This window comes from Streptomyces sp. NBC_00038, assembly GCF_026343635.1.
Taxonomy (GTDB): Bacteria; Actinomycetota; Actinomycetes; order Streptomycetales; family Streptomycetaceae; genus Streptomyces.
On the sequence record NZ_JAPELQ010000001.1, the window covers coordinates 1 to 19,862 of the forward strand.

Annotated in this window: 19 protein-coding genes and 2 pseudogenes; 8 read left to right on the forward strand and 13 right to left on the reverse strand. The window is 68.2% G+C overall.

Annotation, left to right across the window (positions count from 1 at the left end; all coding sequences use genetic code 11):
* Positions 1–90 precede the first annotated feature (90 nt).
* Positions 91–1,641: an FAD-dependent monooxygenase gene (locus tag OG219_RS00005; protein WP_266821502.1), complete on the reverse strand. Its 1,551-nt coding sequence runs from the start codon at positions 1,639–1,641 to the stop codon at positions 91–93.
* Between the two features lie 443 nt (positions 1,642–2,084).
* Between OG219_RS00005 and OG219_RS00015 the strand changes: the two genes are divergently transcribed.
* The 5 genes from OG219_RS00015 to OG219_RS00035 all read left to right on the forward strand — a co-directional run bounded on the left by OG219_RS00015 (position 2,085) and on the right by OG219_RS00035 (position 5,152).
* On the forward strand, positions 2,085–2,285 hold the full coding sequence (locus tag OG219_RS00015) for a hypothetical protein (protein ID WP_266821504.1): 201 nt from the start codon (positions 2,085–2,087) through the stop codon (positions 2,283–2,285).
* Between the two features lie 373 nt (positions 2,286–2,658).
* Entirely contained in the window at positions 2,659–3,270 is a 612-nt protein-coding gene (locus OG219_RS00020) for a TetR/AcrR family transcriptional regulator (protein WP_266821506.1), read from the forward strand.
* Positions 3,271–3,311: 41 nt separating this feature from the next.
* Positions 3,312–3,983 (forward strand): enoyl-CoA hydratase-related protein, encoded by a 672-nt coding sequence (locus tag OG219_RS00025; protein WP_266821507.1) that lies wholly within the window; start codon positions 3,312–3,314, stop codon positions 3,981–3,983.
* Between the two features lie 59 nt (positions 3,984–4,042).
* Complete coding sequence (locus tag OG219_RS00030) at positions 4,043–4,492, forward strand: PaaI family thioesterase (protein ID WP_266821509.1); 450 nt, start codon at positions 4,043–4,045, stop codon at positions 4,490–4,492.
* A gap of 510 nt (positions 4,493–5,002) precedes the next feature.
* On the forward strand, positions 5,003–5,152 hold the full coding sequence (locus OG219_RS00035) for a hypothetical protein (RefSeq protein ID WP_266821511.1): 150 nt from the start codon (positions 5,003–5,005) through the stop codon (positions 5,150–5,152).
* 209 nt (positions 5,153–5,361) lie between these two features.
* Here OG219_RS00035 and OG219_RS00040 read toward each other — a convergent pair whose 3' ends face one another.
* Positions 5,362–5,841: a carboxymuconolactone decarboxylase family protein gene (locus OG219_RS00040; RefSeq protein ID WP_266821513.1), complete on the reverse strand. Its 480-nt coding sequence runs from the start codon at positions 5,839–5,841 to the stop codon at positions 5,362–5,364.
* A gap of 188 nt (positions 5,842–6,029) precedes the next feature.
* Here OG219_RS00040 and OG219_RS00045 point away from each other — a divergent pair, with 188 nt between their 5' ends.
* Positions 6,030–6,962 carry an RNA polymerase sigma-70 factor gene (locus OG219_RS00045; RefSeq protein WP_266821515.1) on the forward strand — a complete coding sequence of 311 codons (933 nt, stop codon included), beginning with the start codon at positions 6,030–6,032 and terminating at the stop codon, positions 6,960–6,962.
* 46 nt (positions 6,963–7,008) lie between these two features.
* Positions 7,009–7,143: pseudogene (locus tag OG219_RS00050) on the forward strand (IS5/IS1182 family transposase); the annotation flags it as partial.
* Positions 7,144–7,208: 65 nt separating this feature from the next.
* Here the strand turns inward: OG219_RS00050 and OG219_RS00055 are convergent.
* The 6 genes and pseudogenes from OG219_RS00055 to OG219_RS00080 form a co-directional block, all read right to left on the reverse strand.
* Positions 7,209–8,189, reverse strand: a complete 981-nt coding sequence (locus OG219_RS00055; protein WP_266821517.1) for a GNAT family N-acetyltransferase — start codon at positions 8,187–8,189, stop codon at positions 7,209–7,211.
* 267 nt (positions 8,190–8,456) lie between these two features.
* Positions 8,457–9,203: a phosphotransferase family protein gene (locus OG219_RS00060; protein ID WP_266821519.1), complete on the reverse strand. Its 747-nt coding sequence runs from the start codon at positions 9,201–9,203 to the stop codon at positions 8,457–8,459.
* Between the two features lie 282 nt (positions 9,204–9,485).
* On the reverse strand, positions 9,486–10,361 hold the full coding sequence (locus tag OG219_RS00065; protein ID WP_266821522.1) for a PhzF family phenazine biosynthesis protein: 876 nt from the start codon (positions 10,359–10,361) through the stop codon (positions 9,486–9,488).
* Between the two features lie 141 nt (positions 10,362–10,502).
* Positions 10,503–11,174, reverse strand: coding sequence for a formylglycine-generating enzyme family protein (locus OG219_RS00070; protein ID WP_266821524.1), 672 nt, complete (start codon positions 11,172–11,174; stop codon positions 10,503–10,505).
* Between the two features lie 137 nt (positions 11,175–11,311).
* A pseudogene (locus tag OG219_RS00075) lies at positions 11,312–11,545 on the reverse strand (ISKra4 family transposase); the annotation flags it as partial.
* Positions 11,546–11,960: 415 nt separating this feature from the next.
* The gene (locus OG219_RS00080) at positions 11,961–13,499 is read right to left on the reverse strand and encodes a subtype B tannase (RefSeq protein ID WP_266821526.1); all 1,539 of its coding nucleotides are present in this window, start codon (positions 13,497–13,499) and stop codon (positions 11,961–11,963) included.
* A gap of 547 nt (positions 13,500–14,046) precedes the next feature.
* Between OG219_RS00080 and OG219_RS00085 the strand changes: the two genes are divergently transcribed.
* Positions 14,047–15,210: a sensor histidine kinase gene (locus OG219_RS00085; protein WP_266821528.1), complete on the forward strand. Its 1,164-nt coding sequence runs from the start codon at positions 14,047–14,049 to the stop codon at positions 15,208–15,210.
* 41 nt (positions 15,211–15,251) lie between these two features.
* On the opposite strand, the gene OG219_RS00090 is transcribed toward OG219_RS00085, so the two are convergent.
* The 5 genes from OG219_RS00090 to OG219_RS00110 all read right to left on the reverse strand — a co-directional run bounded on the left by OG219_RS00090 (position 15,252) and on the right by OG219_RS00110 (position 19,450).
* Entirely contained in the window at positions 15,252–15,938 is a 687-nt protein-coding gene (locus OG219_RS00090; protein WP_266821530.1) for a response regulator transcription factor, read from the reverse strand.
* Between the two features lie 139 nt (positions 15,939–16,077).
* Positions 16,078–16,917, reverse strand: a complete 840-nt coding sequence (locus OG219_RS00095) for an ABC transporter ATP-binding protein (protein WP_266821532.1) — start codon at positions 16,915–16,917, stop codon at positions 16,078–16,080.
* 24 nt (positions 16,918–16,941) lie between these two features.
* Positions 16,942–17,718 (reverse strand): ABC transporter permease, encoded by a 777-nt coding sequence (locus tag OG219_RS00100; RefSeq protein ID WP_266821534.1) that lies wholly within the window; start codon positions 17,716–17,718, stop codon positions 16,942–16,944.
* Entirely contained in the window at positions 17,715–18,488 is a 774-nt protein-coding gene (locus OG219_RS00105) for an ABC transporter permease (protein ID WP_266821536.1), read from the reverse strand. The genes OG219_RS00100 and OG219_RS00105 overlap by 4 nt, the downstream gene beginning before the upstream one ends.
* The gene (locus tag OG219_RS00110; RefSeq protein WP_266821539.1) at positions 18,485–19,450 is read right to left on the reverse strand and encodes an ABC transporter substrate-binding protein; all 966 of its coding nucleotides are present in this window, start codon (positions 19,448–19,450) and stop codon (positions 18,485–18,487) included. Before OG219_RS00110 ends, OG219_RS00105 begins: the two co-directional genes overlap by 4 nt.
* Positions 19,451–19,862: the final 412 nt, after the last annotated feature.

Here is a 19,862-nt window from a genome sequence, read left to right on the forward strand (position 1 = left end):
ACGCCCCGTCAGCCCGCCAACCCCACACCCTCACCGCGGCCAGGCCTGTCAGCCGGCCAACCCCCACAGCCATACCGCGGCCAGGCCTCGTCAGCCGGCCGCCCCCGCCCGCACACTCCCGGCCCCCACGCCCCGGCGCGCACCGAAATACGCCGCCAGAGCGGCAGCCGGCCCCACACCCCCCGACGCCCACGCGACGTAACCATCAGGCCGCACCAGCAGCGCCTCACACCCGAACTCGGGCACCGGCTCGGCATACACCACCCGCAGCAGATGGGCCCACCCCCGCGCCTCCTCCTCATACCCCCCGCTGCTGCCCGGCCCGCCGAACAGCAGCAGCAGCGGCCGCCCCTCAGCCAGCAGGCCGATCACATCGGTACGGCCCTCCCGGGTGACCAGGCCGGTATTGGGCAGGAACCTTCCCTCCCACGGCGGCGCATCCGCCCCCCGCGCCGGCAGCACCGTGTCCTGCCCACTCACCATCGACGCCAGCACCCCGCCCTCCCCACCCCCGCCGCGGGCCAGCAGCTCACCGAACAGCGCCCGCAGCGGATCGAGTTCGGGACCGGGCCGCATCAGCGCCAGCTGCGCCCGCGTGTGATCGATCACCCGCTGCGCCGCGGGGCGCCGCTCCAGGTCGTAACTGTCGAGCAGCCCCGCACCCGCGTGACCGTGCACCGCGAACGCCAGCTTCCAGCCCAGATCCACCGCGTCCAGCAACCCCGTACTCAACCCCTGCCCGCCGATCGGGAAATGCACATGCGCCGCATCCCCCGCCAAAAAAACCCGCCCCCTGCGATAGGAACGGGCCAGCCGCGAGAAATCACTGAACCTGCTCAACCACCGGCCATCCCGCACCCCCACCTCCCGCCCCGCGATCCACGACACCTCACGCCCCAACTCCTGAACCGTCAACGCCACACCACGCCCCACACCCCCAACCGCACCCGAACAATTCAACGTCCGAAGACGCACCACCCCACCCCCCACCTCCTTCGCCACCACCCACCCCCGCGGCGTGCGATGCCACCCCGACACAAAACCCCCATTCCCCTCGAAACGCACATCACCCGCCATCGCCGACACCGTCGCCGGATACGACCGCGAGGCGAAACCCGCCTCCTCCCGCACCACACTCCGCGCCCCATCCGCACCCACCAGATACGCCCCCGTGCACTCCACCCGGCCACCCGGCCCCTCAGCCGTGACATGCACCCCCTCCGCCTCCTCACGCACCCCCACCACCCGACAACCACGCAACACCCGCACCCCCAACCCCCGCGCACGCCCCTCAAAATGACGCTCCAACACCACCTGCGCACACTTCAACACCGCCACCGGCTCCCCCACCGGCACCGAAATCAACAACCCCGACAACCCCCCAAAATGAAACACACCACCCGACCCCGCACCGCCGCCCTCCCCGGCCGCCGCAAGTCCCGCAAGATGACCCCGCCGCACCAGACACTGCACCGTCCGCGCATGCAACGTCGTCGCCTTCGGCCGCTGGCAGACCCCAGCCTCCACCTCCACCACCACTACAGACACCCCACGCCCCGCCAACTCACACGCCAGGAGCATCCCCACCGGCCCCCCACCGCAGATCACCACCTGCGCCTGCACTTGCACGCCACGCACCATCCCGAACCTCCCCCAGACACGGACCAGCACACCAGCAACACCACAACCAGAAACACGAACCAGAAAACGACCACAAGACGACCAGGAAGACGGCCAGAAGGCGACCAGAAGAACCCAGCCCACCCCAACAACTCCCCACCACCCCACAGGAGTTGACCCACCCAACCCAGCCAGCCGTATCAACAGTCAGAAAATATACCGGATGGACGGTTCACAGCAATGGCACCAACCCCCGGCGCGCAGGGGTCTACCCGGGAGTGGCGCAGTGAGCTCCCCACAGGTCACGGAGCAACGCGGTCTCGGCCGCGTGGTGGATGAACTCGAGATTGGTCCCCAACAGCACATCGACGTGCCGGTCGCCGGAATCGGAACCATACGAACTGGTCGAGCAGCAAGCCCAAGCGGTCAGTGAGTACGTCGATGACAGGCAGCAACGCCTGTCGGTGAGTTCCAGCAACGACCGTGCGCGGTCGCATCCGGATCCGGCGAGCCTCGCCCTCCCCGTCCCACCGCTCGACCAGCATGTTCAGCTCGGCCAGCGAGCCGACCTCCGGGACGAGGACGAAGTCGATGCGTCGGAAGCGGCCGACGTCGCCCTCGACCCCGCCTTCTCGTGGGCGCCGACCAGGCCGGGGCGGCAGTAGAAGCCGTCGACGCCGGCGCGGCCTCCTGCGCCCGGTCGACAACGGTTGCCGCCTGTCGATAGCCCGACGCAGGCGCAGGCACCCCACCCGCCGCTCCACCTGGGCCGAGCGCAGATGCGGACGGTGGCCCAGGAAGGCGCCCCAGTGGCCGCAGGCCGCGCCCAAGTGGCCAGCTCGCACGAGGGATTCGGCCAGTCCGACATGCGTCAGGACGGGGTCGAACGGGAGGTTCCGCCCGCCCCGGTGACGCCTGCACTTCCATCGGGAAGTCGTATGAGCCACCCCTTGCATGTTCTATGCCATACACCATATGTTACCGCTAGGTAGTCAACGCGGGCGAGGTCCGTACGACCGCGCCAGAAAGGCCCTCCAAATGAGCCCCCGCAAGAGCGACAGCCGTGAGCGCATGATCGTCAGTGCCGCTGCGCTGTTGCGTGAGTACGGGGCCGGCGGCACCAGCATCGACCGTGTCCTGGAGCACAGCGGCGCCCCCCGCGGCTCGGTGTACCACCACTTTCCTGGCGGGCGGACCCAACTCCTGGACGAGGCGGTGGCTCTCGCAGGTGACTTCATCGCCGGTCTGCTCGACGCCGCAATGCAGGACGACGACCCGGTACAGGCGATCGACAAGTTCTTCACGCGGTGGCGTGACCGGCTCGTCAAGAGCAACTTCCGGGCTGGCTGCCCCGTCGTGGCCGTGGCGGTGGAGACCAACGACGATGCCCCGCAGCTGGCCCGCTCCGCCGCCTCCGTGTTCGCCCGCTGGCAGGAGGCGCTCGCAGCCCCGCTCGTACGGCACGGACTGCCCGATCAGCGAGCCACGAGGCTGGCCGCGTTCATCATCGCCGCGATCGAAGGCGCGGTGATCATGTGCCGCGTCGAACAGAGCTCCGCCCCGCTGGATGCGGCCGCGGCCGAGATCCATGACCTGCTGACCCACGCACTACGGGCGCGGCCCGATTCCGGCACCGAGCCCAGGCCGTAACGCGCCCCCACCCTTGACCAGCGCACAGTGAGGGAGCCGAAATGCCCACGCTCGATCGCCATGACAACGTATTCGTCCTCGACCTCGGGGACGGCGAGAACCGTTTCCACCCAGACTGGCTTGCCTCCGTCGGCGCCGCGCTGGACGAGGTGGAGAAGACCGAAGGCCCCCGGGCCCTGGTGACGGCCGCGACCGGGAAGTTCTACTCCAACGGCCTTGACCTGGACTGGCTGTTCGCCCACGCCGACCAGCAACAGGACTACATCGTCTCGGTCCAGGACCTGTTCGCGCGGCTGCTGTCACTGCCGATGATCACTGTCGCCGCCCTCCAGGGGCACACGTTCGCCGCCGGCGCGATGTTCTCCCTCGCCCACGACTTCCGCGTCATGCGCGCCGACCGCGGCTACTGGTGTCTGCCCGAGGCGGACATCAACATCCCCTTCTCGCCCGGCATGTCCGCCCTCATCCAGGCCCGGCTGACCCCGCAGACCGCACACCGGGCCATGCTCACGGCCCACCGCTACGGCGGGGCCGATGCCACAACTGCCGGCATCGTCGACCAGGCGGTCGCCGAAGACGCCGTCCGTACGGTCGCCATCGAACTCGCCCGGACACAGGTGAACAAGGCCGGCGACACCCTCGCCACCATCAAGGCCCGCATGTACGCCCCCGCGCTGGCCGCCCTGCTCGATACCGCCAACCCCCTCGGCTGACACGGCACACGCCGTACCGCTGCGCGGCCTGACCATCAACACGAAAGCAAGGAACATCCGTGACCACCACCGATCTCACCGCTCTGACCGGCCTCGAACTCATGCGCTGGTTCAAGACCGAGCACCCCGCCGACACCCCCTCCATCGGCCGGCTCCTCGGCATGCGCTTCGACGAAGTCGAGCACGGCCGTCTCGTCGCCTCACTGCAGACCCGCCCCGACTTCGCCAACCCGCTGGGCACCGTTCACGGCGGCATCGCCGCCACCCTGCTCGACTCGGTCATGGGCTGCGCGGTCCACACCACCCTGCCCGCAGGCGTCGGTTACACCACCCTGGAACTGAAGGTGAACTACATCCGCGCCGCACACACCGACGGACAAACCCTCACCGCCGAAGGCACCGTCATCCACACAGGCCGCAGCACCGCGACAGCCGAAGGGAAAGTCTTCGACGAACGAGGAAAACTGATCGCACACGCCACCACCACCTGCCTGGTGCTCCACCCATAGAAGGTGCGAAGGCAGGCTCCGGTCAGTCGCGGAGTGGTTCACCTCTTCGAGGGCGCAACCACGAGGTTGGGTGGGGCGTATGAGGGATAGATTCTCTGCCGGCTGTGAGCGGGGAAACGGCTTCGTCCGCCGGGACGGAGGTGGGCGCTGCACCGTCGCGCCGACGGGCACCGGCTGCGCTTCGCAACGGCCGTATTTGAATCGTGTCTCCTGTTGCGGAGGATTCATTGTGACGATTCCCCCAGCCCGAACGGTCCGACAGATCCTCACAGATTTGTACGAGTTGCTGGAGCCGACCCTGCGAGCACAGGTCCAGCGTCTTCCCTCGCCGGTCCGGGAAATCGTCGAATATCACCATGGCTGGACCGGCCAGGGGGATCGCCTCCGCAAGGCTTCCTCTCCCGGCACCGCATGGTGACGCTGGTGCTGCCGGCAATGCCCTGCTCGCGCTGGCGTTCCAGATCCTCGCGGAGCAGAGCTTCCCGGCTGCCGCCGAAGCCTCGCAGAGATATGGGGGCGGCGCTGCAGCATCTGTGCGCGGAACAGGTCACCGACGTCCGCAACGAGCGCCGGCCCGAGCTCACTCTTTCCGATGCATTGGCCGTGGTGCAGGCCAAGACCGTCCGGATCTTCGGATATGCGTGCGCGCTGGGGGCCTGAGCGGTGCGGCCACCGCCGAGCAGGTCGAGGCCCTGCACACCTTCGGCCGTCATGTCGGATACGTCGCGCAGCTCCAGGACGATCTCTTGGTAGCCGCCATCCGACGATTCCTTTCGCGGCATGGGACGGTGCACATCCTTGCCGTCCGCGGCAGGTACGGGCCCGCCCCACATCGAACGATCCGAGACGAGCCGCGCTCCGCCTGCCGGTCAGCTCGACATATTGGCGAACTTGCCGGGCTCGTACGAGCCCCCCGGATTGTGGACGATCACGTTCATCCGGGTGGCCGCGTTGATCAGGGAGACCAGGCAGACCAGCGCACCCACCTGATCGTCGTCGTAGTGCTTGCGCACCTGGGCCCAGGTCTCGTCTGACACACCGTGGTCGCCGAGCCGGGTGCCTTCCTCGGCGAGTGCCAGCGCGGCCCGCTCGGCCTCGGTGAACACGGTGCTGTGCCGCCAGGCGGCGACCAGGTTGAGCCGGAGCGCGGTTTCACCGGCGGCCGCCGCCTCCTTGGTGTGGGCATCGACGCAGAAACCGCAGCCGTTGATCTGACTGACCCGCAGCTGCACCAGTTCCTGTAGGGCCTTCGGCAGCGTCGACCCTTCCAGGGCCAACGAGGTGTTGTAGAACCGCTTGGCGACCTTCGCGGCGGTCGGGCTGTCGAACAGGTTGAAACGAGGTTCCATGACGTAGTCCTCACTCGTGACTCGTGGGGTCGCGTGCTGCTGCACATGACGAACACAAGATGCCGACGGCCCGGCCCCTGTGACGGCACGGCGATGTGGCGTGCGTCACCGCTCGCGGGTGTCACAAAGCGGTGGGGGCCGGCGTCTGGTGTACGGCGCAGTCGACAGCGAACGGGCAGGAGCCGACGATGAACGACCGAACGGTGAGCGACGGGACAAAGGACGCATCCGAGCCGGCCACTCGCGGCGACCGCATGGACAGCGTGACCCAGGCGTTCGTCGCCCACCGCAACCTGCTGTTCACCGTCGCCTACGAGATGCTCGGCTCGGCCGCGGACGCCGAGGACGTCCTGCAGGAGACCTGGCTGCGGTGGACGAGCGTCGATCCCGACATCGTGCGGGACCAGCGTGCCTACCTGGTCCGCATCACCACCCGGCAGGCGCTGAGCCATCTGCGTACACTCACCCGGCGCAGGGAGTCCTACGTCGGCCCCTGGCTGCCCGAACCCCTGCTCACCGCGCCCGACGTTGCCGAGGACATCGAGCTGGCCGACAGCATCTCCATGGCAATGCTGCTGGTGCTGGAGACGCTCGCCCCGACCGAACGGGCGGTGTTCGTACTGCGCGACGTGTTCGACCTCGGATACGACGAGATCGCCGAGGCCATCGACAAGAACCCCGCCACGGTCCGACAGATCGCCCACCGGGCACGAACCCACGTCGCCGCACGCCGACCGCACAGGGTCGCCTCCCCTGCCCAGACCCGCCGCACCGTCGAGGCGTTCCAGCGGGCCGTCGAAACGGGCGACCTGCAACGCCTGCTCGACATCCTTGCCCCCGACGTCGTCCTGCTCACCGACGGCGGCGGAGTCGTGCAGGCCGCACTCGCACCCGTCGTGGGAGCCGACCAGGTCGCCCAAGTACTGGGCAGGATCGCCGCCGCGATGTCCCTGCAGCCGACCCACGTCAACGGCGACCCGGCACTCATCGTCCGGCTGGACGGCGAGATCGACACTGTCCTGGCGATGCGCATCGACGAAGGCCTCGTCACGGGGCTCTACGCCGTACGCAACCCCGAGAAACTGTCCCACCTGGAACGCGAAACCACCCTGCGCCGCTAGCGACTATGACCACGAGGTCTACCGGGACAAGGCCCGCCGGTTGCAGATCACCCCGCACATTGCCCGGCGCGGCACTGGGCACGGCTCCGGCCTGGGCGTCTACCACTGGGTCGTGGGAGGAGCGATCGCGCTGCTGCACTGGTTCCGCCGCCTGCGCATCCGCTGGGAGATCCGCGACGACTGGCTCGGAATATTCACGGGTTCCGACAGCACCGGGCCTTCCTAACGGGCCGAGCGCGGCGGTGGTCAACGCCAGTCGTCGATCACATACGCGTCGGGGTGGCTGTAGCCGGGTTCGTTGGGCCGGTGCATGGTCACGCCCTGCAACCAAGTGCGGAAACCGCGGTCGATCATGCGCCGGTAGGCATCGGGGCGGCCCAGGTTCATGCCAGCGTCCAGTTGACCCAGTCCGCGATCGGCGGCCAGCTGCTCGCATGCGTCGAGCAGTCGTTCGAACCGGTCGGCGGCCTCCGGACCAGGACGTACAGCGCCGAATTTGATGAAGCACACGTCCTCGCCGGCTTCCGACCCGGCTCCGCAGTGGCAGACGGCCAGGCCGTCGAGCTCGGAGCCGGCGCCCTGGAGCAGGATGGTGTCACCGAGTCCCTGCGTGTGCGCGGCCACGATCTCGCGTTCCAGGCTCAGGCCCTCGTACACGGCTTCGGTCAGTGCGCGACAGAGGCTCAGTGCGTCGGGCCGCTCGGCGGCGGGCAGTTCGCCGTAGAGCACTCGGCCGGGGACTGCGGCACCGTCAGTGACCTGCTTCTTCATGATGGCGGTGAGGAATCGGGGCCAGAAGCCGTAACGGCGGTAGAGCTCAAGGTGCTTGGGGCTGTGCGAGAAGGTGAACAGGCCGAGGTGGCGGTTCTCCCAGGTGTCGAAGCAGTCGATGACCGGCTCCATCAGACGCCTGCCAATGCCCTGGTCCCACAGATCCGGACGTACGGTCAGCGGTCCGAAAAACCCGACGCTGCCCCAGTTGGCGGCGAAGTTCGATCCAACGACTTCGCCCTCGACCGTCGCCGCGAAGGCCGCCTGTGGATCGGCCGCCCAGCGAGTGCGGACGTAGTCGACGGTCCCGAAGAACGTCTTCGGCTCGGGAGCCCCGAGGAACGTCCCGAAGGCGACCCTGAAGACCTCGTCGGCCCGATCAAGGTCCGCCTCATCCAGCGGGCGGACCGACATAGGGCCCGTGCCACTCTTGCGCTCACCTGCCGGTGGGATCATCGCTCTCTCCTTCCCGACCCCCTGTTTCATCGCACCACGTGTGTGTACCGCAGGCGAGGTGAACGTTCCGGGGACACCCCCGAGGATCGAGGGTCAAGCCGGTCTACCTTGCCTTTCCAGCCGACGTGCTGGCCGTTCTCGTGAACATCGACCTCGCCCCCGGGCGGGCGCCTCCCGGAGTGCTGGACAACCGCTGTCGTGCTCCGTGAACAAAACCACCTGCTCATTGCGTCAGAACGCGTACGTAGCAGTCGGACCCGCGCAGCCTCACATACGGGATCTCAGCACGTCGACCTCACAGCCCGGCGCGAACGGGTCGAAACCGTGCTCGCTCAGCCAGCGAACCACCAGCAGGCTTCGCAACGACCACCACGCGCGGATCACGTCGAGATCGACGTCGGTGCCATAGCCGGCGACGACGTCGTCGAGGTGCTCCTCGTGTCCGAGCGTGAAGGTGGCGAGGTCGTACAGGGCATCACCCTGCCCCGCCTCGGACCAGTCGATGATGCCGGTGATCTCGTCGCCGTCGACGAAGACGTGCGCGATCTGCAGGTCGCCGTGCGTGAACGCCGGAGTCCACGGCCGGAGCGCGGCCTCGGCGACCTGGCGGTTGCGGGTGACCAGGTCGGCGGGCAGGAGGCCGTTCGTCACGAGCAACTCGCACTCGTTGTCGAGTTCCGCCGCCAGCGCGACGATGCTCCGGCCGGCCTGGCCGGGCCGGGGCGGCAGGGGCGCGTCGTGCAGCTTCCGGATGGCGGCGCCGGCCGCGGCCCACGCCGCTGGCGACCCGGTCGACGGCCCGCCGAGGCGCCCAAGCGTCGTCCCCGGGAGCGCGGCGATCGCCAGCACGGGCGGCTTGCGCCACAGGACCTCCGGGGTCGGGACCGGCGCCAGGGCCATCGCCTCGACCTCGACATCAATCCGCGCCTGATCGGCATCCACTTTCAAGAACACGTCACCGACGCGCACAGTCGCGCGCTCGGAATGGGCGACAACGACCTCGACCTCATCCATGGGCGACCAGTATCCCGGGGATGACCACCGACGTCGCCGGGATTATCGCGTGCGCGGCGCGGCTGACCACGTCCCCCTACCCGGCGGCCCCGTGCGCTATACCGACCGCTGACCAGGTCAAGTCCACCACTTTGGTAGGAGCCCTGAGAGCTCGCGCGGATAGGCGCGATGGAGCACCCCGAGAGCAGAAGAGGCACGGGCCTAGCGATCACGGAATATGGAATTGCGATGCTCTGTGATCACCGGGAAGACCTGTGCCTGCGCTGCCATCATGGCTGCGCTTCAGCTGATGCGAGCTCCTGCACCACTGACACGGACGCGCAGTTCACCCGCGCGCAGCGTCACCGTGAGCTCGCCAGGGCGGCCCAGATCCGCGCCCTGGTGCAGGGTGAGGACGGCGTCTTCGGAAACCAGGCCGAGATCACGGGCGTAAGCACCGAACGCGGCGGCCGCGGCGCCGGTCGCCGGGTCCTCGACGACGCCGCCGACGGGGAACGGGTCACGGACATGGAAGACGGCGGCCGACTCCCGCCACACCAGCTGGACTGTGGTCAGGTCCAAGCGGTGCATCAAGGCTTCGAGGCGCGCGAAGTCATACGCGAGATCCGCGAGGCGGGCGCGCGTCGCCGCCGCGAGAACGAGATGGCGGGCGCCGGCGAAGGCGATACGGGGCAGGAAGGCCGGGTCGAGATCAGCGGCGGGCCAGCCGAGCGCGGCGAGCGCCTCCGCGAGGTCGGCGTCGGTGATCTCCTCGATGTGCGGCTCGACACTGGTGAGCGTGGCCCGGAGCGTCCCGCCCTCCTCGACCACCTCCACCGGCACCGCGCCGGCGCGCGTCGCGAACACCAACTCCCCGGGGCCCATCCGCTCGGCGAGCGCGACGGCGGTCGCAACGGTGGCGTGCCCGCAGAACGGCACCTCGGCCTTGGGACTGAAGTAACGGATGCTGTACGCCCGCCCCTCCTGGCCACCGAGGCCCTCCGGGGGCGCGGTCAGAAACGCGGACTCCGAGTATCCGAGGTCGGCGGCGATGGCCAGCATGGCGCTGTCGTCCAGGGCGGTGGCGTCCAGAACGACACCGGCGGGGTTTCCGCCTTCGGGGGTGCTGGAGAAGGCGGTGTATCGCAGCACCTCGGGCCTCGACCTATTCGTCGTCATGCTCGTGGCAACGCGGGGCGGGGCCATGGCGTTCCCGGACGCTGGTGGAGGCGGAGGTGGGCGCCTTCGGCGGGCCCACGCGGCGGAGCCGCACATCAATACAGACCCCGCCCTTTCCCGACGACGCGCGGGAACCGGTCCTCACCCGACGGAGCGCGCCATGCGGAACCCCACGTCGTCGACCTGGAACGTCGGGTGGCTACGGCGCCGCGCAGAGGCCCGGCAACTCCAGTGCTCATCGAACCAGCCACCGCCGCGCAGCACCCGGTAGGCGCCGTAGACCTCGGGGTCGTAGACGTCCCAGCACCAGTCCCAGACGTTGCCCAGCATGTCGTAAAGACCCCACGGGTTGGGGTGCTTGCCGCCTACGGCATGGATGCGCTCGCTCGAGTTGCCGCGGTACCAGGCGATCTCATCCAGCGGCGCGTACTGCGGCCCGGTCGTACCCGCACGGCAGGCGTGCTCCCACTCGGCTTCGGTCGGCAGCCGGTACCCGTCGGCGGATGCGTCCCACTCGATACCTTCGCCGTCGGCAGGGAGGTGGTAGGCAGGCGTGAACCCCTCTTGCAGGGACAGCGCGTTGCAAAACCGTGCCGCGTCCCACCAGGAAACGGACTCCACGGGCAACTGGTCACCGTGAGCGGCGCTCGGCCGTCGGCCGGTGATCTGCGCATACAACGCCTGGGTGACTGGAAATGCCGCGAGCCGGTAGGGCGCAAGCTCCACCGACCAACTGCGCTGCGTCCGCCGGTCCGACAGAGTCACCCGCCCCGACGGGATGGCGACCATCTCGTTTCCCGCGACCACGTCCATGATCAGGAGATCCTACCGGGGCGGGCCGGCTCGCCCCGGCGAGGTGGGACCACATCAACTGATACATCAACCGGCATGCAAGCGCCGGGGACCAGACCAACTGAGTTGGGTGCGGCTCGTTTCGAGTGAGGTGGCGATCAGGCTCTGACGGCGTACTCGCCCTGGCCAGCTGGTTGGTAAAGGCGTTCGTGTTCGCGGGCGACGTGGGATCGCCAGTAAGCGTCGAAGTCGCCGTTGCTGTGCACGACGCGGAGGCTGAGGACGGCTTCGGCACCGTCGCGGCCCCAGCGGGTGCCGGAGATGTCGAGCCGGTCGGCGATCAGATGCCGGCAGGCACCTTCGATCACGCCGGTCGCGATCGGCCAGCCGGCCGGCCCCGAGCGCATAGTCCTAGCGCAGGAACCCGGCCTCGCCGGACGGTTCGTGTGGGCCTCCGTGTCGGCGAAACTGCCGAACTCGCCGTTCGGAACTACACCCCTGTGCCTGTACCCCGGCTCGATACCGGCTCTCGGACCATCTCCATCGCACCGTCCGCGGCCACGGCGCTGAACATCTACGTGGAAGGGCACGAAACCACACCAGAGGACCCAGCCACTACCCGATCCGGCCATCTCGACTCAACCGCACCAACAGAGAATGAGATTGATCGTCTGTGCTTCCTCGCGACGCCTGGGCGGGGCACCGTGCGGCGCCCCGCCCAGGCGTCGGGCTCTCTGCTTTCTGTCACGGCCAGGCCGGGGTGGAAGGGTGTCCTTCGTGGGTGTTCAACCGGGTTTCGCTGTAGTGCTACCCGACGGTGTAGCCGGTGATCTCGCCCATCCACTTGATCAGGTCGCCCGGGTCCTCGTTGGCGCCGTGGCCGCCGTCCCAGTACATCTTAAGGTTGACGTCGTCACCGAGGTTCTGCGTCTTGAGGGCGAGGTTGGTGATCGCGGTCAGGGAGTGCGTGGTGTCGCTGGTGCCGATCCGCAGCCACCAGTGCCTCGCCCGCCGCGGGTTGCGCTCCTCCAGGTAGGTCATCGGGTTGGTCAGCTTGACCTTGTGCGGGATGTCGCGATCGATCGTGGCGGTCTTGTCACCGGTCGCGTACCGCAGGCCGAAGTTGGTGAAGTGCCGGGAGTTGTGGGTCTCGTCGCCGAAGTAACCCGGCTCCGGCTGTGCCATGGCCTTGTCGTCGAAGGCGGGCACGGAACGGGACCGGGCGATGTGTGCGATGTATCCGTCCCAGGAGAAGGACGCCTTGTCGCCCGCCCACTTGATGAAGGGGTTGGCGGTCAGGTAGGTCGTCCGATCGACCTCGGAGAGGGCCCGCAGTTGGCTGGTCGCGGCCGGCTGTATGTAGTTCTCCAGCAAGTAGCGGTCATAGTTGGCGGCCGTCACCCGGCCGAACCGGCCCACGCCCTGGAGGCGCAGGGACGCCTGGTACTCCGCGAACTGTGCGGTCAGCTGCTTCGAGGCCGTCTGGTCGACCAATTCACCGTTCAGCTCGGCCGAGCCGAACATCCACTCGTAGGCCTTGTCGGCGTTGCCGAGGTCGATGATGGGGCAGAAGACCGCCGAGGCGAACACCGCGTCGCTCGCCTCGGCCGCGCCGATCTCCCGGAGGTAGGAGTCGAACAGCGGGCTGCCCACCGAGGCGCCCATCATCGAGGAGAAGTTGCCGCCGGCGCTGCCGCCGTTGGTGATGATCTTGCTGGGGTTGCCGGGCAGCACTCCCTTGTTCTTGTGGACGTACCGCAGTGCCGCTTTCAGGTCTACGAGGGCGGCGGGAGCCTTGCCGTAGTACTTGCCGTCCTTGACGTTGTCCCGTCCACGCGCGCCCGAGGTGACCACGACGTAGCCGGCCGCGAGGGCCAGCGCCGAGTTGTCGCCCTGGTCGCCCGCCCCGGGGGGCAGCGGCGGCCTGGTCGTGGGCGTCGCGGTCGGGGTGGCGCTGGGGTCGGCCGAGGAACTGTCGCTCGGGGACGGGCTGGAGCCGCCGCCGGGGTTCGTGCGGCCGGTGGGCGTGCCTGAGTTGAAGCCGCCGAGCGGGATGGAGAAGAAGATCGGAGCGTGGGAGGCGTCGACGGCCTGCCCGTCGATCTCGACCGGCTGCTCGACGTTGAGGCACTGGTAGGTCGGGTCCACGGGATTGGCGACGTAGACGATGTTCTCCCAGAACCGGTACGTGACGCTCTTCTCGGCACCGTCGGCCGTCGTGACGGTCTTGACCTTCGTTGTGTAGGAGTCCTTGGGGAACGTCAGCGTGCCTACGGTCGCAGCCGCCGCGCCCTGCGCTACGCCGTAGTACGTGGTGGCGGTCACTCCTGCAGCGGTGGCTGCCATGCCGGAAAGGAAAATTCGGCGCTTCACATCAACATCCTTCTCGGAGTGCGGGTTTGTGTGACGTCATGGACGACGGGCGACACTCCTTGACACGAACAAGCAGCTGATACTGTGCTTTTCCTGAGAAAGAGCGTCACGCCGGGTCGATACCGGGCCATTCCGTCGCAGTTTCCCCGGCACGGTCGGGTGAGACCGAAGAAGATGCAATGGTCTCGTCGCGTGGGGGGAAGCCATGGATTCAAACTGCCTTCTCAAAACCGGTTCCTGCGTCCCCTGAATGCCGTCTCTCGCGCATACGGTGCCCGCCGTATCCTGCCCCGCGGTGTACGTGGGTCGGCGTAGGGCGAACCGTCGACCGGATCCGTTGGACACCGCGAAGGCGCAGGTGGATCCATGTACGCGAAGGTTCGCCGCGGATGGGTCGACCGCAGTGCGGTACGGCGGTTGAGGTGTCCCGGCCGGTTGTGGTGCGTACCGTGAACGGCGTTAACTGTGTGGACGCGCCCTGTCGCGAGAAAAGACCGGCCGGACTCCGGAGAGGGTGAGTGTGCTGAACGGAATCCGCGGCCGGGTGCTCGGCAATCCGTTCCTCGTCGATGGGTTGATCGCCGTTGTCGGGGTCGCGCTCATTCTCCCGGGATTCTTTCGGGAGGGCGTCTCGGTATGGCCCGCGATGCTGTTCTCCCTGTTTTCTGCAGGGCCGCTGACGGTGCGACGGAATATGCCGGTGGCCGCGCTCGCGGGGACGACCGTCGGCTACCTCGTCGCCCTGCTGTGGATGGAGGAGCCGGGCCCGGGAATCGTGTGCTGTCTGGTGGCCCTGTATTCCGAGGCCGTGGCGGCCCCGCGTACCCGCGCTCTGATCACCGGCGCGATCGCCGGGACCATGATCCAGCTCTTCACATCGATCGTGACAGGAGTTCACATCTTCGACCCGGCCAACCTCATGCTGATCGCGTGGCTCGGCGCGGCCACCGCCATCGGTGACGCCACCAGGAACCGCCGCGCCTACATCCAGGCCATCAAGGACCGCGCCCTGCGCGCCGAACGGACCCGGGAGGTGGAGGCGTCCCAGCGGGTCGCCGAGGAGCGCCTACGGCTCGCCCGCGACCTGCACGACATCGTGGCCCACAGCATCACGGTGATCAACTTCCAGGCCGGGGCGGCCGCCCACCTGCTGCGACGGGAGCCCGACGCGGCCGAGGCGGCCATCGAGCACGTCATCACGGCGAGTGGCACCACCCTCGCCGAACTCGGCACCATGCTCACCGTCCTGCGCCGGCCCGACGGCGAGCCACTCCTGTCGGAGCCCATACCCGCTCTCGACCGCCTCGACGATCTGCTCGACGGCTTCCGGGCCGCCGGCCTGGTGGTCGACGTACAGCGCGGCGGAAGCACTTTCAGCCTGAGCCCGGCCGTCAGCATGGCCGGCTACCGCATCATCCAGGAGTCACTGACCAACGCGCTCAAGTACGCCACGCCCCGGTCCGCGACGATCCGTCTGTCCTTCGCCGCCCACCGGCTTCGGATCACGGTGGTCAACCCGGTGACCCGCACCGAGGACGGGCGGCATTCCCCTTGGGGCACCGGTCGTGGCCTGCTGGGTCTGCGCGAGCGAGCCGCCTCCGTCGGTGGTCGCCTCGACATCGCGGAGGGCCGTGAGGAGTTCAGCGTGGACGCGTTCCTTCCCGCGCTCCCTACGAACCCCTGAACCCCGGTTCCGGCCGGCGCCCCTCGGGCCTCGGTCCCGGGCTAGCGCTCTGCGGCCGCGGGGCGAACGAGCCCTGTCTGGTAGGCGATCACCACAAGCTGTGCCCGGTCCCGAGCCCCGACCTTGGCCATGGCCCGGTGCACATGGGTGCGGACGGTCTGACGGGAGATGAACAGGTACTCGGCGATCGCCTGGTTGGACAGTCCCTCTGCCACCAGCGCCGCGATCTCCCGCTCGCGGTCGGTGAGTTCGGCCAGTTCTCCAGGGAGGGCGGCCGGCGGTCCGTCGGGCAGTGAAAGGTACCTCGTGATCAAGGTCTGGGTGGCCTTGGGTGACAGCAGGGCCTCGCCGCGCGCCGCAACTCGGATGGCCTCAGGCAGTTCCGCGGGGCGCATGCCCTTCCCCAGAAAGCCGCAGGCCCCGGCCCGCAGGGCCTGCAGGACGTACTCGTCCACCTCGTAGGTGGTGAGGATCACGATGCGGACGCTGTCCAGATCCGGATCCGCGGTGATCTCCCGCGTGGCCGCCAGGCCGTCCAGCTCCGGCATACGGATGTCCATCAGCACGATGTCCGGTGTGGTGCGGCGGACGACTTCGATGGCCTCGTGGCCAGTCTCCGCCTCTCCCACCACCTCCAGGTCGTCGGCCGAGTCGATCAGAATGCGGAATCCACCCCGCAGCAGAGCTTGATCGTCGGCGATGACCACCCGGATCATGGCGTCCTTCATGCCGTCACCCTACGGCAAAGCGGAGAGTTCGTCTCCGGGTACGGTGATGGAGATCGCCGCCGCCCTGTCCCGTTCCCCGCGAAGCCCGGGGACCGGGACGGTGACAGCGGCGGCGATCACGAGGACCGTCGGCCGGGGCTCAGTCGGTCGGATGCCCGCCGGTCGCGGACGCGGTCGCCGCAGCCGATGCCGTGGACGCGGAGTCCGTCCGGACGGCTCGCTTCGCCGCCTGGATCTGCTCGTAGACGTGGGTTCGCAGTTCGGTGAAGCGAGGGGCGACCCGGGTGTGCAGTTGATCCCGTTCGTCGGGCAGGTCGATGTGGAGCTCGTCCTGCACGACGGTCGGCGAGGCGGAGAGGACGATTACCCGCTCGCCGAGGTAGACCGCCTCGTCGATGTCGTGGGTGACGAAGAGGATGGTGATCCCGCGCTCGTGCCACAGGACCCGCACCAGGTCCTCCAAGTCGGCGCGGGTCTGCGCGTCGACCGCGGCGAACGGCTCGTCCATCAGAAGGACTTGGGGCTCGTAGGCCAGCGCGCGGGCGATAGCCACTCGCTGCTGCATCCCCCCGGACAACTGCCAGGGATAGGCGTCGGCGGCGTCCGGGAGTCCCACCGACCGCAGTGCGTCGGTGACCAGCTCCCGGCGTTTCGCCTTCGGTATCCGCTTCTCCCTCAGGGGGAGTTCGACGTTGTCAGCGACCTTCATCCAGGGGAAGAGGCTGCGCCCGTACTCCTGGAAGACGATCGCCATTCCGGGCGGCGGGCCGGTCACCGGTACGCCGTCGAGGAGAACCTGTCCCGAGGTCGGGCTGAGCAGGCCGCCCATGCACTTCAGCAGGGTCGTCTTGCCGCAGCCCGACGGTCCCACCAGACAGACGAGTTCACCGGCCTTCACCGTGAAGGTGAGGTCGCGGACCGCCTCCACCTGCCGGCCGGACCCTTGGTAGGTCTTCCGGAGGCCACGTACGTCGAGCATGGTTCGCCCTTTCGGAATGTTCACTCACGACCGCCGGGTGGACGCGCGCAGGCCGTGGTACCAGCCGAGCACCCGCCGCTCAGCGAAAGAGAAGGCAAGGGAGAGCAGGAATCCGAGCAGGCTCAGGAGCAGGATTCCGGTCCACATGTCGGGGATGGCAAAACTGCGCTGAAACTGAACCACGCTGAAGCCGATGCCGTTGTTCGCCGCGAACATCTCGCTGATGACCATGAGGATGATGCCGATCGAGAGGGCCTGGCGCAGACCGGCGACGATCTGCGGACTCGCCGAGGGCAGCACCAAGTTGCGCATCCGCCCGACACCGCGGATGTGATAGGAACGCGCTGTCTCCAGCATGACCGAGTCGACCGCGCGCACGCCCTCCACCGTGTTCAGCAGGATCGGCCAGACACAGCCGCTCGCGATCACCACGATCTTCATCGTGTCGCCGATGCCCGCGAACAGCATGATCACCGGCACCAGCACCGGGGGCGGCACTGCCCGCAGAAACTCCAGTACGGGCTCGCAGAAGGCGCGCACCCCACGGTAGGAACCGATGACGGTGCCCAGGCCGATGCCCACGACGCCCGCGAGCGTGTAGCCGCCGGCCAGGCGCAGCACACTGGGCAGCAGGTCTGCGCGCAGGCGTTCGCCGGTCCACACCGAGGGGAAGGTCTGAAAGATCGTGCGCAGCGGCGGCCAGAACGGGTCGGTGCTCCCGTCCGACGCGGCCCACCACAGTCCCAGCAGCACCGCAGGCAGGCCGACCGCGAACAGCGCCTGTCGTGTCAGCGCCCTCACAGTACGGTCTCCCCGCGTACGGACTGGTGCCATGCCAGGGCTCGCCGCTCCACCGCTCGGGCCCCCAGGTTGATCAAGAGCCCCAGGGCTCCGGTCACCGTGATCAGCGCGTACATGTCGGGCACGGCCTGTGACGCCTGGGCGACCGCGATCAGCGACCCCAATCCCGGTGCTCCGATGACCAGTTCCGCCGTGATGGCGAGCACCAGCGCAACCGCCGCGGCGAGCCGGATCCCGGTCATGACGTAGGGCAGGGCCGTCGGCCACGTCACATGCCGGATGCGGGCCCAGGTCCCGAGCCCGTACGACCGTGCCGTCTCGTCGGCGACGGGGTCCACGTCCTGGACGCCGTACAGCACCTGGATGAGCACCTGCCAGAACGACGCGTACACCACCAGCAGAAGCACCGAGCGCAGTTCGGAGCCGTACAGCAGTACCGCCAGCGGGATCAGCGCCACGGACGGGATGGGACGCAGGAACTCGATCGTCGACGCCGTCACTTGGCGCAGAAATGGCACAACGGCGATGAGCAGGCCGCAGAGGACGGCCGCGCCCGACGCGATCCCCAGGCCGATGACCCAGCCTGTCAGCGTGTCCCCGAGTGCCGACCAGAAGGCGGCGTCGCCGAGTTCCTCGCGCAGCGCGCCGGCGATCCTGCTCGGGGGCGAGAAGTAGTCGGCGTCGACCAGGCCGAGCCGCGGCGCAGCCTCGCCGAGGGCGACGAAGGTCGCGAGCCCTGCCGCTCCGAGTGCGATGTTCGGAATCCTCACGGCAGCAGCTCATCCAGGTCCGGGGCGGTCTTGAACAGGCCGTCCTGCTCGCCGAGTTTCTCCAGAGTCTCCACCGAGGACCGGCTGATGTCCTCCGGCCACTTCGGCAGCGTCACCTTCGACAGGACGGAAGCTGGGATCTCTGTGTACGTGGCGACGATGTCGCGGACCTCGTCCGGGTGGCTGTTCGCGTAGGTCAGCGCCTCTGCGGTGGCCTGCTGGAACTTGCTCACCACAGCGGGGTTCTTCGTCGCATACGACTGCGAGGTGAAGTACATGGCGACGGTGAGATCCTTGGCCACGTCCACATACGGTGACGCGATCTCCACGCCGCCCTGGTTCAGGATGGTGGTCAGCGCGGGCTCGACCGCCGTCGCGGCGTCCACCTGGCCCTTTTCCAGGGCCGCGGGCATCTGGTCGAAGGCCAGCTCCACGAACTTCACCTTCGACGGGTCGCCCCCGGCCTTGCGTACGGACTCGCGGACCGAGGTGTCGAGGATGTTTTTCAGCGTGTTGACGGCGACCGTCTTGCCCTCCAGGTCCTTCGCGGACTTGAGAGGACTGCCCTTCTTGACGACGAGCGCGCCATAGTCGTCGCCGTCCACGCCGGTGGTCGCCGCACCGTTGGAGACCGCCTTCACCTGTATGCCGTTGCTCTGAGCGACCATCAGCGACGTCGTGTTGCTGAAACCGAACTGGAACTGGCCGCTGACCACGCCCGGCACGATCGCCGAGCCACCCTGCGCCGTGGTCATCGAGACATCGAGACCGTACTTCTTGTAGATCCCCTGCTTCTGGCCGAGATAGATGGGGGCCACGTCGACGATCGGAATGACTCCGACCTCGACTTTGGTGATGCCCCCGCTTTCCGACGCGGAGTCGCCGGAATTTCCGGACGATCCACAGGCCGTGGCCACGAGCAGAAGCGAGGCGGCGGCGATGCCGGCGAATAGGCGTTGCATGGTCTGTCCTCCCGCGGACCGCGCCGAAATGCTCCGGCCGGTTCGCGCGCAATGGGATGTGGCAGGGCGAGAGACGAAGAGCCAAGACATGGCGTCGAGTTCGTCGTGCCAAAGGTGTCGTCCGCCGCTCACCCGCACATCCCCCGGGCACCGTCACTGGCCCGTACAACGTGTGCCGTACGACGGGTGAGGGATACGGTCACAGCCGTACCGGGCCAATCCTGCGGAATGCTGTGGGGGCAGGGCCCGCTTCCACATGCTGTCGCCCGGCGATCACGGGAAAGACGGTTTGAACGACGTCGGCGGCTCCGCCGGCAACTATTGGAAAGACCGGATGCGCCCTCGTCGGCCATTGCTACGCGGCGGGACAGCTTCCCGCGCTCCTAGCGGTGGAATCGCTGCGTCTGACGGA

What these genes read in the sequence shown, in the direction of transcription:
- OG219_RS00020 (WP_266821506.1), top strand. Translation starts at nt 2,659, where the DNA reads ATGAGCCCCCGCAAGAGCGACAGCCGTGAGCGCATGATCGTCAGTGCC.
- OG219_RS00045 (WP_266821515.1), top strand. Translation starts at nt 6,030, where the DNA reads ATGAACGACCGAACGGTGAGCGACGGGACAAAGGACGCATCCGAGCCG.
- OG219_RS00070 (WP_266821524.1), bottom strand. Translation starts at nt 11,174, where the DNA reads ATGGACGTGGTCGCGGGAAACGAGATGGTCGCCATCCCGTCGGGGCGG.
- OG219_RS00110 (WP_266821539.1), bottom strand. Translation starts at nt 19,450, where the DNA reads ATGCAACGCCTATTCGCCGGCATCGCCGCCGCCTCGCTTCTGCTCGTG.
- OG219_RS00055 (WP_266821517.1), bottom strand. Translation starts at nt 8,189, where the DNA reads ATGATCCCACCGGCAGGTGAGCGCAAGAGTGGCACGGGCCCTATGTCG.
- OG219_RS00025 (WP_266821507.1), top strand. Translation starts at nt 3,312, where the DNA reads ATGCCCACGCTCGATCGCCATGACAACGTATTCGTCCTCGACCTCGGG.
- OG219_RS00035 (WP_266821511.1), top strand. Translation starts at nt 5,003, where the DNA reads ATGGGGGCGGCGCTGCAGCATCTGTGCGCGGAACAGGTCACCGACGTC.
- OG219_RS00080 (WP_266821526.1), bottom strand. Translation starts at nt 13,499, where the DNA reads ATGGCAGCCACCGCTGCAGGAGTGACCGCCACCACGTACTACGGCGTA.
- OG219_RS00060 (WP_266821519.1), bottom strand. Translation starts at nt 9,203, where the DNA reads ATGGATGAGGTCGAGGTCGTTGTCGCCCATTCCGAGCGCGCGACTGTG.
- OG219_RS00090 (WP_266821530.1), bottom strand. Translation starts at nt 15,938, where the DNA reads ATGAAGGACGCCATGATCCGGGTGGTCATCGCCGACGATCAAGCTCTG.
- OG219_RS00040 (WP_266821513.1), bottom strand. Translation starts at nt 5,841, where the DNA reads ATGGAACCTCGTTTCAACCTGTTCGACAGCCCGACCGCCGCGAAGGTC.
- OG219_RS00095 (WP_266821532.1), bottom strand. Translation starts at nt 16,917, where the DNA reads ATGCTCGACGTACGTGGCCTCCGGAAGACCTACCAAGGGTCCGGCCGG.
- OG219_RS00065 (WP_266821522.1), bottom strand. Translation starts at nt 10,361, where the DNA reads ATGACGACGAATAGGTCGAGGCCCGAGGTGCTGCGATACACCGCCTTC.
- OG219_RS00005 (WP_266821502.1), bottom strand. Translation starts at nt 1,641, where the DNA reads ATGGTGCGTGGCGTGCAAGTGCAGGCGCAGGTGGTGATCTGCGGTGGG.